This window comes from Reichenbachiella agarivorans (assembly GCF_025502585.1).
Classification (GTDB): domain Bacteria; phylum Bacteroidota; class Bacteroidia; order Cytophagales; family Cyclobacteriaceae; genus Reichenbachiella; species Reichenbachiella agarivorans.
In genome coordinates this window covers 1,869,518-1,887,877 of the sequence record NZ_CP106679.1, presented here as the reverse complement: position 1 = coordinate 1,887,877, position 18,360 = coordinate 1,869,518, and the positions used below count along the sequence as shown (strand labels likewise).

The window sequence follows — 18,360 nt, the reverse complement described above, 5'->3', positions numbered from 1 at the left end:
AGATTACAGGGCTATGCCCCTTACTCTCTACATGCAATCGATCCAGAATACTTCGCTAAGATCAGAATATGATCACAGACAATCTGGCAGACTGCAGTCCATACGCAAGCAAGAAGTACAGTTTTAGATCCATCAATTGAGCCATATTGAGCCTCATAAAGTAGGGCATGAAAGGATCACAAGTGATCGTCAAAACAAACACGTGTGTTCGGCCGTCGAAACACAGGTGTTTGGAGCTCGGAACACAGGTGTTTGATCGATCAAACACCTGTGTTTAAAAAGGAACGACAAAAACCCTATCCAGGTCGTGCAAACGGCATTTTTAGGAGAGACTAGGCACGACACAGCGCAAACCCTCAGGTGCTCATATCTAGTTCGTGATCTATCTGCTATGGGAGTTAAAAAGGAAGACATTTTGTCTGGGTGGGGTTGTTGTTTACCCTCTTCCTCTAGTCTCTCCCTGTCATGGTGAGGTACACGCCTCGGCGAGTAAACTCGAACCATAGGCAGGTAGTGCTGATGCTTCGGTACTGCTTGTCTACTCTTCGAGAACCTCAGAGTGACAAGGAGAGAACCTCAGAGTGACACAAGGTGAGAACCCTACCTTCTGCCCCCAATGATAAGAAGGCGTAGTGAATACTACGCCTAGTGATTTTCTATTCTACGACCAGTGGAGGGCATAATAATCCTCAGCTTCCTGATCTCTGATTGGATAGGCTGATCCCATGTCGCTAAGGTTTTGATGCTGCATCACAAGATAGTCCCTTTGATGAAAAACGCATTTGCAAAATGCTACTTTCTGCCCCAATGATAAGAAGGCGTAGTGAATACTACGCCTAGTGATTTTTATTCTACGACCAGTGGAGCTGCAGTTCTGTGCCCTCTTCCTCTAGTCTCTCCCTGTCATAGTGAGGTAACCGCCTCGGCGGTTAAACTCGAACCATAGGCAGGTAGTACTGATGCTTCGGTACTGCTTGTTTACTCTTCGAGAACCTCAGAGTGACAAGGAGAGAACCTCAGCGTGACAAGGTGAGAACCCTACTTTCTGCCCCCAATGATAAGAAAGGTGTAGTGAATACTACGTCTAGTGATTTTTATTCTATGCTCAGTGGAGCTGCAGTTCTGTACCCTTTTCCTCTAGTCTCCCCCTGTCATGGTGAGTACACGCCTCGGCGGGTAAACTCGAACCATAGGCAGGTAGTGCTGATGCTTCGGTACTGCTTGTCCACTCTTCGAGAACCTCAGCGTGACAAGGAGGGAACCTCAGAATGACAAGGTGAGAACCCTACTTTCTGCCCCCAATGATAAGAAGGCGTAGTGAATACTATGCCTAGTGCTTTTCTATTCTACGACCAGTGGAGGGTTCATCATCTAAAAATAAACTACTTTTTATCTTCGATTTATAGCTTCATACAAATATCATGATATTCAGTCTTTCTTGAGAAGATGCACGAGCTACAAGCTCGCGCCAGCGGGGGTGATTGGCAGTAGGATAGACTTTCTGCTATTTTCAGTCTATGTTCCTTTCTGGTAAAAACATCAACCCCTGTCTACCGTCAGGCAGGCAATCAACCACCGTGAATGTCAGAAAGTAAGTGGCTTGTTGATCTGCTATTAAATATCTATCTCCAGACATCTAGGAAAGTTAATGAAAAATGCAGGTATTCTTACTTGTGCTTCTTATCGCAGACAAATGCTCTACCATGACATCCTCGTCACAGACGAGGACGATTGGGGGTTCTACCTCACCATGTAATAATAGTAATGAACCATGCTCTAAGTATAAGTCACCATGCAATAATCGTAGTGTACGGTGCTCTAAGTATAAGTCACCATGCAATAATCGTAGTGTACGGTGCTCTAGGTATAACTAACCACGCATTAATCGTAATGTACGGCGCTCTAAGTATAACTCATCATGCAAGTACCTTTGATCAAAAACGCATTTGTAAAATGCTACTTTCTGCCTCCCAATGATAAGAAGGCGTAGTGAATACTACGCCTAGTGATTTTCTATTCTACGCTCAGATGGGGCACACCTACGACCAGATGGGGGTCGTAGGGGTTAATAAACCTCTTTTTCAAGATAATCTATTAACTCTTGATTGTCTGACCAATAAGATTTATTCAAGGCTGTTTGACCATGATCATCAGTAGCATTTATATCAGCCCCTTTAGATATAAGCTGTTTTACCACTTTTAAATACCCACCCATACTTGCTTGAATCAATGCTGTATCATTATTCTGAGTTGCATCTCTCTCATTTGGATTAGCTCCCTTTTGAAGCAAATATTCTACTAAATTAACATGCCCATTTGAGCTTGAAGCAAAAAGACCTCCACCAATACTCACTCCATTTTCCACAAAAAAACGAGCCAATTTTAACTTACCTCGCAAACAAATAGCTATAAACGCCGACTGATCAAACTCATTTGTAATATTGTTTATATCAGTACCTGAGCTAAGGATAGATTTAAAAAACTCGATATTCTGAGATTCTATAGCTCTATCAAGCTCACTTTCTCCTTGATCAACATTAAACAAGCTATTAACAAAATCAGTAAAGCTTTCTGAAACAAAAAAAACTTCTTCTATCTCGTGATCAAAAAAGAATATTTGATTAGTATTTATATCTAATAAAATATAATTCCCTCCACTATCATTTGCTATAGCCACTTTTCCTTTGGGAAGCCTTGATTTTAATTGAAATAAATTATCTTGAATACTATAGATACCTTTTGTTATTCCATAGAAAAATTGAATATCTGTTTCATAATCACCACTCAAAGTCCTAAAAAAATTTGGTTCAGGTCTTCCTCCATTATTCTTTAATAAAAATGATTTATAGTCATTAGGTAATGGTTTTCCAAGCTGATTTTCTAAATCAACAAGCTGATTTTCTGAAATACTTTCAAACGTGTCTTTTATCTTCATAAGTAGTAAAAATTAAGGTGCATTCGTTGCTCTACCCCCCCTGCTGGTGCGAGCTTGCAGCTCGTACCTTGGTCATGCCACAGTCAAATATAGTCGATATCCAATAACCCTTTTCCTCCTGCATAATCTATCGCACTGCTATATTTCCAATGCTCTGGCTCTAATACAAAACCTGATTCAACAGGGTTCATCATCTAAAAATAAACTACTTTTTATCTTCGATTTATAGCTTCATACAAATATCATGATATTCAGTCTTTCTTGAGAAGATGCACGAGCTACAAGCTCGCGCCAGCGGGGGCCAGCGGGGGAAAGTCACAAAATACAATCCTTCCTTATCCCTGATTTTGTATCGGTTGACCATAAGGAAAGATAATTTGATTGTACTGGCATTGCAAATGCCTATTAAGGTTTCAGTCGCAAATCATTTGCGACCCAGCGGAACAGCTGATCTCGTATCCCTGCCTGTCGGCAGACAGGGCATATTTTCTACCCATAACTACAAGATAATCACATCCTGCAAAACATCAACAACGGGCGGACGCCCTTCTACATTTTAGGTCTTAGCGGACTCTACAACCAGGGGGTAAAGCATTCTTAAAATTCTTTGAATTCAAACCAATTCATCCCCTCAAGTTCGTATTTCCTATAAAAATTATTGTCGTTATCAAAAAGGGCATAATCAATAGTTTCCAGCATGATTTCTCCATATTTCTGACAGGTGGGATTAGAACTTTCTTTTAGACGTCGGGCAATACTCTGCCACTTTCTTTTTTGCAAATATATTGGCAATTTACGATGACTACTAATTTCATAGTCGTCTATTACATAATCTAAAGTTAACTTAGGAAGCAGTTCGTGCTCTAAAATATATTCGATAAAATAGCAGTCTTCAACCTGCAAAAAGTACCAAATATTGTTACCTCCAACTTGTGATCCGTAATAGGCAAAAATCGAGTCATACTCATCCCTTTTGTATCCGTTCCTTGTAAGAGATTCTGTTAAAGTAATGAGAGTCTCATAAATGCTGGGAAAGCGTTCCTTTAGATCTTCACTTAATTCGAGAGATTGAACAAAAAACTTAGCCTGTAATGGGATAAAACCCACATAATCAACAACATAATAAGGCTTTATCGAATCGTATCGATTGATAGCAACTCTATGTGACAATGAATCAATATGCTCTTTCCAAGCCTCAAATGTTAGCTGGTCATTATCGAACAGATCGTAAAGCTCTGGCAATGAATGTGCATACTCGTAGAGGTTTAGGTTATACAAATCTTCTTTAATAGAGGCTTTAATTGCATCACTACCATTTCCAAAATCAATATCAACATTGATACTATTATTTACCCCAGCTTGAGAGAGGGCTTGAAAAGTAATAAAAATGGACAAAATTGGAATGAATAATTTCTTCATTATCTATTGATATCTATGGTTATTTTGACAATTTTTCCGCTAGGTCGCAATTGCATTGCGACTTAATCTTTTGGGCATTTGTAATGCCGTAAATATTACAATAAACCCACATTCATTACACCCATTTCCCCACAATAGTTCCTAGCACTACTATAGACATAATCCTCTGGTTGGCTTACAATCGTTGCGCAACTGGATTGTTGTGGATGTAAGTTGACCATAAGGAAAGATAATTTGATTGTATCGGCATTGCAAATGTCTCAGGAAGATTGCAGCCGCAATGCAATTGCGATCCAGCAGCTATGACACGATTGATCCGACTCAGGAACCTAAAAAACAAAAAAGCCACTCAACAGAGTGGCTTTTTGAAGTAGTCCGTAGGGGAATCGAACCCCTGTTACCAGGATGAAAACCTGGCGTCCTAACCCCTAGACGAACGGACCATTTCGTAATGGAGTGCAAAGATAATTTTCCTTTTTGTTTTTCCAAATCAAAAACACCAAAGTGATCCTAAATTGGAAATTTTTCTTGCAATTTCTTTTTCCTGCTTCATAAAACAGACGGGTGCGTCAGGATAGTGCATTTGGCTATATCAAAAAAACTTCATTTCCCCACCCTTTTTGTTCTCAACCTCAAGGCATTTCCGATCACAGACACCGAACTAAAACTCATCGCAACCGCTGCTATCATCGGTGACAACAAAACGCCAAACACAGGATACAAAACTCCAGCTGCAATAGGCACACCGAGTGTATTGTAACCCAAAGCGAAGAACAAATTCTGTTTGATGTTGGACATGACTGCCTGACTCAGGTGCTTCGCTTTGACGATTCCATGCAAATCCCCTTTGACCAGTGTGATCGCTGCACTTTGTATAGCTACGTCAGTACCTGTCCCCATCGCAATACCAATATCCGCCAATGCCAGTGCTGGTGCGTCATTGATGCCATCTCCTGCCATGGCTACAATTTTACCAGCTGCTTGCAGTTCCTTGACTTTGTCCTGTTTGTCTTGCGGCAGGCAATCCGCATGATAACCATCCAAATGCAGTTCGTCCGCCACCGCTTTGGCAGTGTGCTGATTGTCGCCCGTCATCATGATCACTTCCATCCCCAAAGCTTGCAGATCAGCAATCGCCTGTTTGCTCGTGGATTTGATCGCATCTGCTATCACAACAAAGCCCACCAAAAGACCATCCACCGCCACAAAGGGCACTGTTTTGCCTTTGGCTTGCTGCTCAGTGGCTTTTGCAAGCAATGCTTCTGGGCAGTCGATCGCTTCTGTCTCCATCAGTTTGTCATTGCCCACCCATACTTTCTTTCCGTCTAGGGTAGCCTTGACGCCCATCCCTGTCACGGACTCAAACCCATCGATAGCAGCAGTTTTGACTCCTTGATCTTTGGCATATCGAACAGTGGCCTCCGCCAACGGATGTTCACTCTGCTGATTCACGGATGCTACGATTTGGATGATTTCCTTGTCGGAAAATGATTCGGAACCAAACACCTGCTCTACTGAAGGCTTCCCCTCAGTGACCGTACCTGTTTTGTCAATGATCAAAGTGTCGATTTGATTCATTTTTTGCAGTGCTTCAGCATTTTTGATCAATACGCCCAATTCTGCGCCTTTGCCTACACCCACCATCACGGACATGGGAGTCGCCAAACCCAAAGCACATGGACAGGCAATAATCAAGACCGCAATCGCATTGACAAAGGCATAAACCAATCTGGGCTCAGGACCAAAAATCATCCAGGCGATAAAAGTCAATACCGAGATTCCAATCACCACAGGTACAAAATAACTCGAAATTTTATCCGCCAATTGCTGAATAGGAGCTTTGCTGCGACTGGCACTATTGACCATGTCGATGATTTGGGACAGCAGGGTGTCTGAGCCTACTTTTTCAGCCTTCATCACAAATGATTCCTTGCCGTTGATGGTACCAGAGCTTACTTTGTCATCTACCGCTTTGTCTACAGGGATCGGTTCACCCGAAATCATAGATTCGTCGATGGTACTTTTGCCCTCTGTGATCACGCCATCCACAGGGATTTTGTCTCCAGGTTTAACTCGTAGCATGTCTCCTACCTGAATCTCATCAATAGCTATTTCTCTCTCTTCGCCATCTTTGATGATGATCGCTTTGTTGGGCGCCAGTTTCAGTAGTTCTTTCACCGCAGAATTGGTCTTGCTATGGGCTCTCGCTTCTAGCAGTTGTCCCAACAGTACCAAGGTCAGAATCACGGTAGCTGCCTCAAAATACATGTGCACAGCACCTGACTCAGTTTTGAATTGCGCTGGAAACACATCTGGGATCAACAAGCCCACCAAACTAAAGAACCAAGCCACTCCAGAGCCAATCCCAACCAAAGTAAACATGTTGAGATGCCAAGTAACGATAGAGCGATAAGCCCGCTCGAAAAACATCCAAGTCGCATAAAACACCACAGGCAATGACAGTCCAAATTGAATCCAGTTCCAGACCTTCATAGGTAGCAAGTCTAGTACTGGATTGTTAGGAATCATGTCCGACATGGCAATCAAAAAGATGGGAATCGTAAATACACAGGAGATCCAAAATTTCTTAAGTAGCTTATGATAAGTCTTGTCCTCTGCAGATTCGTCGACGTCTTTGGGCACCAAATCCATTCCACACTTGGGGCATGAGCCTGGCTCGTCTTTGATCACCTCTGGATGCATCGGACAAGTGTATTGCGTGTCTTTTGCAGTGCTATTGCTTGCTTCCTCAACCAAGTCCATCCCACAGACAGGACAATCACCTGCTTGGTCGTAAGTCTTCTCTCCCTCACAGTGCATCGGGCAGTAGAATGTACCTTTTTTGTTGTCCTTCTTTTTGCGAATAGCAGGCAAAGGAGCCAACTCTTCTTTGTATTCTCCCTCGTGTATTTTGTATTTTGAATCTTGCAAAGCAGCTTGCAACTCTTGGAATGGAACTTCATCTTCCATCTCAATAGCTGCTTTCTTATTCGCTAAATCAACTGTGACATGTTGGACTCCAGCTAGGTCTTGCAATGCCTGCTGTACGTGAGACTGACATCCAGTACATGTCATCCCTGATACCGTATATTCCTTTTTCATGAACCAAAGTTGATCCCTTTTGACTGGAATAGCCTTACATGATTTTGAGTATGCCTTATGGAATTATGACCCGACTTGCTCACGCGAACTGTGACCGGGCTGTTTAAGTTTCTTGAATTGTGAGGGAGTCATGCCCGTCTCTTTCTTGAATTGAGTAGACAGATGAGCGACACTGCTGTAGTGCACATCATAGGCGATTTCGGACAGATTCATTTCGTCATAAAATATCAACTCCTTGACTCGCTCTATTTTTTGTTTGAGGACAAATTTTTCAATAGTCAAGCCCTCTACGGAAGAAAAAAGCCTACTCAACGAAGCATAATCATGATGCAATTTTTCGGATAGCAAAGTGGAATAATTGACTTGTAGATGCTCTTTGGATAGATGAATCGTTTCGATAATGATGGCTTTGATCTGTGCAATCATTTTGGATTTGTGGTCTTGTAGTAGCTCAAAACCTCGTTCTGCCAAACACTTCGCCAGTTCTTCACTTTGCTGCTCGGATAAGTCTTCAACAGTCTTGACCTCTCCCAGTTCCAGTTGACTGATTTGGATATTCAGCTCTGCCAGAATATCCCCCACCGATGCGATGCATCGAGGACAAACCATATTTTTGATGTGTAGGGTTTGAGACATAGTCGTTTAACGGAATCGTAAATGTAAAAGGTTAATCGAATAAGTTGGAAATTAATAATTAGAAACCTCTCATCCCTGAAATTTAGATTGATTGCACAAAACTAGAAACTATTCCAATGCTCGATTTGACACTTTCTTCTGTCGTTTTTCATTGTTGATGCTTTTAGTTGAGGTGAAATTTTATTTGATCAATTCCTATTCGGAAATTAGGGTCTTGGGATGAAAATACAAAATAGATATCGCTAGATCCTTTGGAGTCCAAACTCATATAGGCTTGCTTATCCTTAGGATTTAATTCGCAGGAGGAAAGAAGTTGTCCATTGGCACTGCCTCGGTGCAACTCCACTTTCACGGGTATGTCAGCATCCTTAGCCATGAAAAAGTAGGTCAATTCCAACCGTCGAATATGCGTAAGGTCAATGTCTTCAAAAGCAAAATAAATTACTTCACCCTCCTCCACTGCCTCCTTTGAAAGCAAGTATCTACGATCTCCATCCTCTACACCACCTTCAACGCCAAACCCATTGTAGCTATCCGCAGACTCAGCTTGTTTGACTGGCAAGGTCAACGTCACTTCTGTAATAGTCGTCAAAGAGGCCGTGTTTTTCACCCCACCATGATCGGTATATTTCGCCTCGAAACGATAATTTGATTTACTCTTAGTACCCGTTGGGATTGCTCCGCTGGCTTTGATTCTTTCTGCCTCTTGTGCTGGGGCATCGTTGACAGAAAAGATAAAATCTACGATCTCCTTGGCAGCCTTGACGGTGAAATCTGGATGAGCTGGCATGGCACCATCGCCCCAATTTCCGACACCTCCGCCGATGATTTTCTTCGCGAGAACTTCTTTGGCAATGTAATCTTTGTCGTAGCGATCTGCTACATCGTGAAAGCTCGGACCGATCGACTTCTCGTTGATTTTGTGACAGCTACGACAATCACTCAACTGTATCAACCGCAGCCCTGGCACGATTCCTTCTTGACTCATCCCGTCCAACAACGCCAAACTGGCGGGTGCTCGGTTGTCACTTCCTTCATAGTGTGTCAGACTGATAGCTACCTCATTTTCATCAATCCCATTCTCTAAAGTGCCATCTTCTTTGTCCTTCACGGATAATTGATATTGAATAGAACGTCCTGGCCAATAGAATGTGCTGTTGTCTGCAAACTCGAAAGTAAGCTCTGGTTTGGCATTGCCAGCGATGAGGGTCGCACGACTGGTTGCACTGGCATTGTGGTTGTCCTTGACGACCAGCAGTACTTCGTATTCTCCTGGTTCGGCAATGGTGGTCTTTGCTTCTGCGCCTGTCAGGTTAATTTCCTGAGGGCCTTCGATGAGCCAGATGTATTCCAACTCGTCCGTTTCGTCGAGATCCAAACTGCCCTTGGCGGAAAAAGTCACCTCTAGCGGTACACTGCCATTAGTAGCTGATAACTCAATATTGGCCTCTGGCGCACGGTTGCCATACGTAAAATCCAGACGAATCAACTTCGAGTCATAGTTGTCCGTGAAGTAACCAATCCCATACTCCAACACATAGAGTGCGCCATCAGGACCAAAGGTCATGTTGATCGGGGATGCCAAAACGGACTTGTCCAAAAATGGCTCAATGGACAGAAAATTGCCTTCTTCATCGAGAGAAATCACCATGATCCAATCCCTCGCCCAATCAAAAGCAAAGAGTTTGTTGTGATAGTAAAGTGGAAATTGAAAACCCTTGCGTTTCATCTCGTAGTAGTCATAGACATCCCCTACACCAACCGACCGTGAGCCTTTGCCCACTCTCGGAAACTGCTCCGTCTCATCAAAAGTATAGTAAAGCATCGCTGGCACAGCAGGAGGCAAATCTTTCGCTCCGGTATTATTCACGGAAGTATTCACAGGATGCTGTGGATCAAATTTTGGGCCCAATACACCCGTCTCAAAATCATAGTCTGCATAAGCTTTGTTGTCGGCATTGAAGTATGGCCAGCCGTAGTTGCCCGGTGCTTTGGCGATGTTGATCTCATCATGTGCGGATGGGCCTCTTTCGCTGGTGACATTGCCATCAGGCCCGACATCTCCCCAAAACAACCAATTTTTCTTTTTGTTCATCCCGAGCGTAAAGGGATTTCGAGCACCCATGACGTAGATTTCTGGACGACCCTCTGAACCGTCCTTTGCAAACAAATTGCCATCAGGAATCGTGTAGCTGCCGTCAGCTTCTGGATGGATTCTTAATATTTTCCCTCGTAAGTCAAGCGTGTTCGAGGAAGATTTTTGGGAATCCCAAGCCGAACGACCGGGACGCTCATCCAAGGGCGTAAATCCATCTGAATCCCTAGAAAAAGTATCATCACCCGTACTGAGATACAAATTGCCCTCTAAGTCAATTTCCAAATCTCCCGCTGAGTGACAGCACTCATCACGCTGTGTGGGTATCTCTATGATGACAATTTCAGAATCATGATCTAGTCCCTCTGGTGTCAAGCGAAAGCGAGATACATGCTGTTTGGGTTCGTCTCCAGGAGGAGAATAAAAGACATAGGCCCATTGGTTGTGTTTGTAATTAGGATCTAAAACCAATCCCAAGAGTCCATCTTCTTCTCCTGTATAAACAGCCAAACTGTCGATTTCCTTATAATCATCCGTACGTGGATTGTAGAGATTGATGGTGCCCTTTCGCTCGATCCAATACACCATGGACTCCTCCGTCACTGCGATACACATCGGTTCGCGCAAGGGAGCAACCAGCACCTGACGTTTCAATCGATCAGGAGCGGGTTTTTCAGGTGTTTTGATCAAACTGTAATCCAAATCAGCCAGACGTAAGCTCAGGTTTTGCTCATCGCAATCAATGACAACCTGACCTGATTTGAAGAACGGCAGCAATTGTCCCCAGTTGTAGATCGTGTCCTGACAGGCAAAAGTCACCTCACCGCCAGCTTCCAAATATCGCTCGATACTGTTGCGCTCATTGAAGTCCAAAGTGGCAGGAGCCGACTCGATCAGCAAGTGACTTGCCGCAATTAAATCCTCTGGCAAGACCTGCGTCACGACAGCTACTGTATCAAAACCCAAGGCCTGAGTCTCCGATGTAGCATCTGCCCGAATCAGCAACAGAGAAGGCTGCCGCTCACAAGCCCACAAAACTAACAAGGATATAAACCCCCAACTTGGAAAAAACAAGCGCTTCCAAGAACGCATACTTCTAATACTCATATCATTTTATCGTACCCTAAAGATGATCAATTATTGTGGCTACTTCGCACTCATGATACAAACCGCCCTCCTTTTTGGTCTATCTACACTTGGTAAAATTTTTGTTCCCTCTATCTAACTAATTGCGAGATTGAATTTTAGAATCGTTCGTCTTTGCTCATGGTGTTTTGTATTTTAGCTGCAAAATACTGGTCATGAAAAAGATTACGCTTTTATTTCTTTCTATCTGTCTATTTTTTCAAACTTGGGCACAAGAACCAGCATGGATGGATCCAATCTCCAGAGCTTCACAATGGCAGGAAAGTGCATTTTTGACTGCTTTTGCGACGGAGATCATCCCCAAAAACCAGAGTCAATCTGATGCACAAAGCAAACTCTATCAGATGATCAAATCTCAGCTCTCTGATGCCATATTGGTCTCTATCAATAGCAAAACAGAGCTCAATGTCACCGTAGAAAATACTGCAACCGACGAACGCCTGAAACAGCGATCCACCTCAGTATCGGATGTGGATTTGGTTGGACTCAAACTAGACAACTATTACGACAAGCGTAAAAACTCCCTGTATGTATTCGGCTATGTTTCCATTGATGAATTGACTCAGTACAACCGCAACATCATCTCCAAAAACACAACGCAGATCAATCAAAACAATGAGCGCTATGCATCTATCCAAAACAAATCAGACCAAATTCGTCTGCTAATAGGCAACAAACAACTCCTAGAAGGAATCCAAAAATCAGTCAGAATCCTGAACGCACTGTCCAAGCCTCATGGTGCTGACATCAACCGTCTCCAAATCACAGCCACAGAAAATAGCAGAAGATTAGCAGAATTGTTTACCCAAGGAAATGTGAGCATGACAGACATCGTCACACGTCTCCATGGCGAATTGCTACTGACACTCCCTACAGGAGATTTATCTCCTATCTCTGATTCAAAATTCGGATATGGGAGTTCAGAAGTATCCAGCGCATTTAGTGTGGTGCTCTACAACGAACTAAAAAACACTTTGTCTAGCGACAATCGTCTTACTTTCTCCCCTGATGGGAAAGGAAAATTGATAGGAAGCTTTTTCCAAAACGCTACAGAAACCATCTTCACAGCAAGTATCACAGCCCCCAACAACGACATCATCTCAGCAACTACCTTTCCTGTAGCCACACAAATCATCCAAACTCAAGGTTTAGCCTTGCTTCCTCCGAATTTTAATTTCATTCCGAGGATTTCTAGAATGACCCTCTCCGCACCTAAAACTTTCACGATTAAACCATCTGAATTTGTAAATCGTCCATTGCTCATCAGCTGCATACTCGATGGATCGGCAATGGACAATGTTCCATTGGACTTGGCACTAGAAAAAGACGGGAAATCAAAAAACTATTCGCTCATCACTTCTGACAAAGGTATTGCGACCTTTAATCTAGATAAATCCATGGTTGTACCGGGTCAAAGCTACCTGGTCAAAATCAATCTCAACCTAGAAAAATATCTGTCACTATCGCCAAAAAGCTCCTTCCTTCAAGACATCAAAGCCAATCAAACGATCCCTGAGACGAGTACAGAGGTGATCATCAACTCACCTACGGTGTACATCCAAAGCAAAGAAGAAGGAATCAGCAGCCCACTGAGCATCAAAGTCATCGAACCAGCCGTCAAAAGTGGTTTGGCAGAGCTACACTACGCGTTTGTCAATGATGGTACTACAGCAGATTATGAACTAATAATAGAGGCTGCTGCTCGCAAAGGGCAGACTGGAGAGATCGCCACACTGGCATATGTGGATGCAACCGTATCCTTGGTAGACAAGCAAAGTGGCAAAGAAGTGTATAAAAATTCCTTTTTTGACATCAAAGGGATTGGAGCCAATCACGATGATGCGCAGGCCAAGGCGTTTCAAAAAGCCAAAAGCCAAATCGCAGATGATATCACCTACAATCTGGAATACAAGCGTTGAGTGAACTATCAATACTTGCCTTATTCAGCGAAGGCCACATCCTTTCTATTCTCTTTGAAACCTCTTTTTTTGACCTTGCGTTGAGATTTTTTCTTGAGTTTGTTGATCCAAATAATCGTACCTGTCACTGGGAGTGAAGTGGCTATCAGACAGGAGATAAAATAGATGATCTTGGAGAATGTGCCGAAGATTTCACCTGTATGGATAGATCTGATAGAATGCATGATCTTGTGGTTGAGCGGTTCGTCGGCGAAAAGCTCTTTTTTCTTCACTTCGCCCGTCATTTTGTCTAGCGTGAGTTCATCTCTGCCTGATACGGCAAAGAAACCGACTTTGGATTTGGCAATGGAGATGGTGGGTTTATCGTCGGATGGTAGACTGATTCTAGTATCGCCAGCATAGTTCAGTTCGGTATTGGCAACATTTAGGTAGTCCTCAAGTTTGAGCGTACTGATTTGAATGATTTTTTCTTCTTTGTTTTTATCGTCACCTTTTGGCCCTCGCTGAGGTCGCTCCACACCAAAGGTGGCATACAGCCCGTCTCTGTACCAGTCAAACGACCAATATAGTCCAGTAAGAGACATGATGAGTAGGATAAACGCTGCATAAAATCCTAGAGCATTGTGCAGGTCATGGTTGATGCGTTTCCAGTTGGCAGACCATTTGATTTTTAGTCCTTGTTTCCATGATTTTACTTTTTGGGGGATCCAAATGACCAAGCCTGTGATCGTCAGGAGGGTAAAAATGACTGTAGCCCAGCCGACAATGGGGCGGCCGATTTCGGTATCCAGCATCAGCCAGCGATGCAGTCTAAAAACGATCATGAAAAACTCGCTAGAGGCTGTTTTGCTGTTGCCCATCACAGCACCTGTGTATGGATTGATTAGGTAGCTGGTACCTCGTCGCTCACCTTCCTTTTGTACAGATACAGTATAAGTTTCTTGTAGGTCAGCTGGTATGCTGATAGCTGTGGCTTTTCCTTCTTTTACACTGCTTTCTACCTGTGTGATCAATTCGTTTAAAGGCAAAGTAGATGCCCCGAGGGGAACATCTACTTTGTAAATATCAGCATGGAGGGTCTCTTCGATCTCATGATAAAAGGTATATATAGTACCCGTGAGACACACCACAAATAGGATCAGACCCGCCCCAATACCCAACCACAAATGAATGTCATTGAATAATTTTCTGGTTTTTTTCCAAAGGGATTTCTTATCGCTATTCATGTTCTGACCTTATTTGTTTATTTAATTTTAGAATACTCCGATGTAGTGACTTCCTTCAACGTTTACTAACTCGGCACCTTTGGTTACATCACCAGTTTCAGTATCTACCACGTAGATGTTTCCGTTTTTCCCTACAGGAGCTTGAGTAAGGTAAATTTCTGTTCCATCCACTACAAAACCTTGGTACTGGAATAAGTAAAAGTCTGCCTCGTATGGGATAGCATCAATTTTTTGAGCTGTTTTTGCATTTAAATCTACCAAAGCAAAAAATCCTTGTGCTCCTGCGACACCTTCTTCAGAGCTAGCATCTCGGTAGGCTACTACGGCTTTTCCATTGGCAGCTGGTCTCCATGCCAAAACATAGGACTCTTCTACACCTAAAGCAGCATCTAAATTAAATACATAAGAATCGTCATATTGATTGTTTGCATCAATCTTTAAGATGTATGAACCATTCGGATCATCTTGGTTGGCCTGGTAGACACTGCCGTTGTATTCGAAAGAATTGATACTACGATAGCCATTCGTGTTTCCGTGTCCAACAGCAGATGTAATGATAGATGGATTTGAAAGTGAAGGATAGTCCAATACAATTGTTTTAGATCCTAAATTATCGTAATCGTTATCTGATTCTCCTGTAGCAGGATCTACTTTGCTCAATCGTGCACCGATATACAGTTTATCACCAGCGGCGTTCAAAGTAGGCATGTCAATTCTAGAGATATAGTAGCCATTAGCTTCTTCTTCTTCACTCAAAGGAATTAAGCTTTCCTCGAAACCCGTGATCCATGAATTCTGCAAATTGATCGTCACTACACCCATGGTAGCTTCAGTATGGTAAATATCGTCTGTTACATCTTCTGGTGTGCCATTGTCATCAACAACACTTTCTGTATTTACATATACAGCAGCCCCTGTTTGATCCCCATCAAACAATTTAATCCATCTTGGTGCTGTGCCTACATAAGGGGCTATATTGATACCAGTACCATCTTGAGTGAAAGTTTGTCCGCCTTCCACAGTGTATTTCGAATATTGTCCACCCGTATCACCGGCATAGCTAATGTTGAACATGGTGCTGCCATCTTCAGAAGACTGCAATCTGGCTGTTCTGTTAGATGGTACAATAAATCCATTGTCAAAAGGTGCTATGGATACCGTAGGGTCTTTGGCCTCTTCACTGCTTAGTGAGTAAATCAATGTTCCTCCATTTCCGTCACCAGGATTGTCTCCCATTCTTGCTGCGGCAACAGTAATCCATCTAGATTCGGTTGGTTCTACTGGATCTAAGCCATTGTCGTCAGTAGTACAAGCTGTCGTTAGTCCAATTGTAAGTAGTACAATGGAGCTCAACGTTTTATAATTCAAAAAGCTTCGTTTCATATGTAGGTATATTAGTAAAGTTAAAATTTATTGATTCTGTAATTTATTTTTAGATAAAAAGCCCTACCTGGTTTTTGCACAGACAGGTTGTCATATACGGGTTTATCTAATATATTTTTGATGTCAAAACTCGCTACAAGTTGGTTGTTTGGGAATACATAGCTCATCCCAAAATCTTGCGCCAATTGTGTAGGTATTTTAAAAAAATCATCTCCTACAGTATTTGATCCTTGAGGTACCAAGTATGAAAACTCATCCGTAAAGTACATGGTGTAGAAGAGGTTTAACCTCGCGTTTTTTTGAATTAGATCCTTAAACGAGTAGCGCAAACTACCATTCATGGTAAAAAAAGGAGTGTTTGGCACGTCTATTTCTACGCCTCGGTTTACCACCTTCAAATCGAAATGGGAAACATTGAAATTGAATCCAAGATTGTTGTTGTATGTGTACTCCAATTGTGCCTCTACTCCTTTGGATGTGCCGTTGCCTTGGTTTTCATAAAGTATGGTTTCATCGTTGACATTCAAAGATGTTTCAATAGGCAGACCAATTCTGTCTTTAATATTTCTTGTAAAGAAATTGGTAGAGACAGTAAAGTCATGCTTTTTGATTGTAAATGTCCCAAGCCTAAACCCTAGGTTATAGTTGTTGCTCAGCTCGGGTCTGATACTTGGGTTGGCGACTACATTGTCACCGTCATCACCAAACACTTCACTTTCATTTGGCAACCTGACGGCCTTTTCTGCAGAAGTCAGCAAAATAACGTTTGGAAGAATGGCATAGGAAACCGTGTATCCATAACCTTGATCTTTTGTATTGACACTGGTAATATCATCTTCTACCTCATTGGTTACTTCATTGATTTCAGGATCTATGTTTACGGTTTTTTGTTGGTAGTACTTCCCAAACACATTGGCTTTTAGTTTCTCGTTAAAAGCGTTGACCTCATAAGTTGCAGAAACGATGTTTTTATGTAAATCTCTTGTTCCTCTAAATGTATTCTCCAAAACCGATCTTAAAGCATCACTATCTTCTCTGTCAATACTGCTGTAAACATGGTTTAGCAATATTTTATGGTGATTACTAATGGTATAAGACAAGCCTGTTCGAATGGACGCTACGTTTCTATCTATTTTGGCCAAGGTAGGTCCACCTTCTTGTTGTGATCTCCATGAATATTGGTACTCATTTCCTCTAAAATCAGTAGCTCTTTCCCCATTCCAGCTATAAGCCCATGCCACCGTGTCGTTAACAGCACGATTTCGTTTGCCATACAACCCATTCACATTTATATCCAATCCTTTCACAAAAAGGTCTTTCTTTTGGTAGGTTAAGTTTGCTAGCATGGCATTTGACTCCAAAAACCTGTCCTTGTAAGGTGTAATGGTCATAAAAGCACCATGTTGAACTTCTTTGTAATCACTGGAACCTGTAAAACCAATGAAAAATTGATCTGCCCATTTTACATTGGTATAACCTATTTGAACCATTCCCCCTGTAGATTTATAGGCATCGTTAAATCTTTTGGCTGTAATAGGTGTTTGCACGCCCCCTATTCCGGTTACTACAACACTTCGACCTGAAACTTCATAATCATTGTCAGAATAATTATAAAAAGCGGATGCCTTGACCGTAAGTCCTGATTTTTCAAAACGGTACAAACCATTGGCACTGGCCTGTAGGGTGTTGAACGACCCGTAAGAAACCGAAGCGTTGAAATTGGTTTTGGTTTCTTTGTGAAGTACAATATTGATGGCTCCACCCAAAGCATCGTCAGCCAAATGACCTGGAACCACCCCTTTGTACACTTCAATATTTTTAATCATTGAAGGCGGAATGCTATTCAGGTTAAATGAATTGCCATATATGGAGATAGGAATTCCATCGATAAAAATTCGTACAGAACTTCCTGACAACCCATTTAGACTATAACTAACTTCAGAACCTAAGCCTCCATTTTGACGAATCTTCACTCCTACCGTAGTGTTTAACAATTCGTTTGTTTGAATGTTTCTTAGACTAGCTTCTTTTGCCTCAATCACATTGACAGCAAACCCCGTTTCCATGATTTCTCTTGCCTCTGACTTGCCATGAATGACAACTTCGTCCATCTCTTTGGTATCCTCTTTCAACTGGATTTTTATTTCCAGTTTTTGGTTGGCAGATAGCGTATGTTTCAGGCTTTGCTTTTGATAGCCTAACCCACTAATGTGGAAGGTGTGAGTACCTGCATGCAATCCTCGGATCATGAAGTTGCCATCAATATCTGTGGCAGCTCCCGTACCCGTATCTCCTAGTCTAATACTAATCCCAGGTAATGGCTGACTGTTTTCATCGACGATGACGCCATGTACGATTCCGTTTTGTGCAGAAACCGTTTGTGCCAACAGCAAGAGGCAAATCGAGAGGAAAAAAGCAGAAGTTTTAAACACTTATTAAGACTGATTAAAAATAACAAGCGCAAACTTAGCCCTGAAATATGTTGGGTACAATCACTAC

At 42.4% G+C, this 18,360-nt stretch carries 9 protein-coding genes and 1 tRNA gene; 1 reads left to right on the top strand and 9 read right to left on the bottom strand.

Annotation, left to right across the window (positions count from 1 at the left end; translation table 11 throughout):
- Positions 1-2,065 precede the first annotated feature (2,065 nt).
- The 6 genes from N6H18_RS07930 to N6H18_RS07905 form a co-directional block, all read right to left on the bottom strand.
- A complete protein-coding gene (locus N6H18_RS07930; protein WP_262311298.1) occupies positions 2,066-2,935 on the bottom strand; it encodes an ankyrin repeat domain-containing protein in 870 nt (289 codons plus the stop codon).
- A 597-nt stretch (positions 2,936-3,532) separates the two neighbouring features.
- On the bottom strand, positions 3,533-4,354 hold the full coding sequence (locus N6H18_RS07925) for a hypothetical protein (RefSeq protein WP_262311297.1): 822 nt from the start codon (positions 4,352-4,354) through the stop codon (positions 3,533-3,535).
- Positions 4,355-4,725: 371 nt separating this feature from the next.
- Positions 4,726-4,797: transfer RNA gene (locus N6H18_RS07920), tRNA-Glu, on the bottom strand.
- Between the two features lie 160 nt (positions 4,798-4,957).
- Positions 4,958-7,456 carry a heavy metal translocating P-type ATPase gene (locus N6H18_RS07915; protein ID WP_262311296.1) on the bottom strand — a complete coding sequence of 833 codons (2,499 nt, stop codon included), beginning with the start codon at positions 7,454-7,456 and terminating at the stop codon, positions 4,958-4,960.
- 63 nt (positions 7,457-7,519) lie between these two features.
- On the bottom strand, positions 7,520-8,092 hold the full coding sequence (locus N6H18_RS07910) for a helix-turn-helix domain-containing protein (protein WP_262311295.1): 573 nt from the start codon (positions 8,090-8,092) through the stop codon (positions 7,520-7,522).
- A 163-nt stretch (positions 8,093-8,255) separates the two neighbouring features.
- Positions 8,256-11,294 carry a PQQ-dependent sugar dehydrogenase gene (locus N6H18_RS07905; protein ID WP_262311294.1) on the bottom strand — a complete coding sequence of 1,013 codons (3,039 nt, stop codon included), beginning with the start codon at positions 11,292-11,294 and terminating at the stop codon, positions 8,256-8,258.
- Between the two features lie 194 nt (positions 11,295-11,488).
- Here N6H18_RS07905 and N6H18_RS07900 point away from each other — a divergent pair, with 194 nt between their 5' ends.
- Entirely contained in the window at positions 11,489-13,252 is a 1,764-nt protein-coding gene (locus tag N6H18_RS07900) for a hypothetical protein (RefSeq protein WP_262311293.1), read from the top strand.
- A 20-nt stretch (positions 13,253-13,272) separates the two neighbouring features.
- On the opposite strand, the gene N6H18_RS07895 is transcribed toward N6H18_RS07900, so the two are convergent.
- The 3 genes from N6H18_RS07895 to N6H18_RS07885 are packed head-to-tail and all read right to left on the bottom strand — an operon-like array spanning position 13,273 to position 18,293.
- Positions 13,273-14,478: a PepSY-associated TM helix domain-containing protein gene (locus N6H18_RS07895; protein ID WP_262311292.1), complete on the bottom strand. Its 1,206-nt coding sequence runs from the start codon at positions 14,476-14,478 to the stop codon at positions 13,273-13,275.
- Between the two features lie 27 nt (positions 14,479-14,505).
- Positions 14,506-15,861, bottom strand: a complete 1,356-nt coding sequence (locus N6H18_RS07890) for a hypothetical protein (RefSeq protein WP_262311291.1) — start codon at positions 15,859-15,861, stop codon at positions 14,506-14,508.
- 20 nt (positions 15,862-15,881) lie between these two features.
- Entirely contained in the window at positions 15,882-18,293 is a 2,412-nt protein-coding gene (locus N6H18_RS07885; protein WP_262311290.1) for a TonB-dependent receptor, read from the bottom strand.
- Positions 18,294-18,360 lie beyond the last annotated feature (67 nt).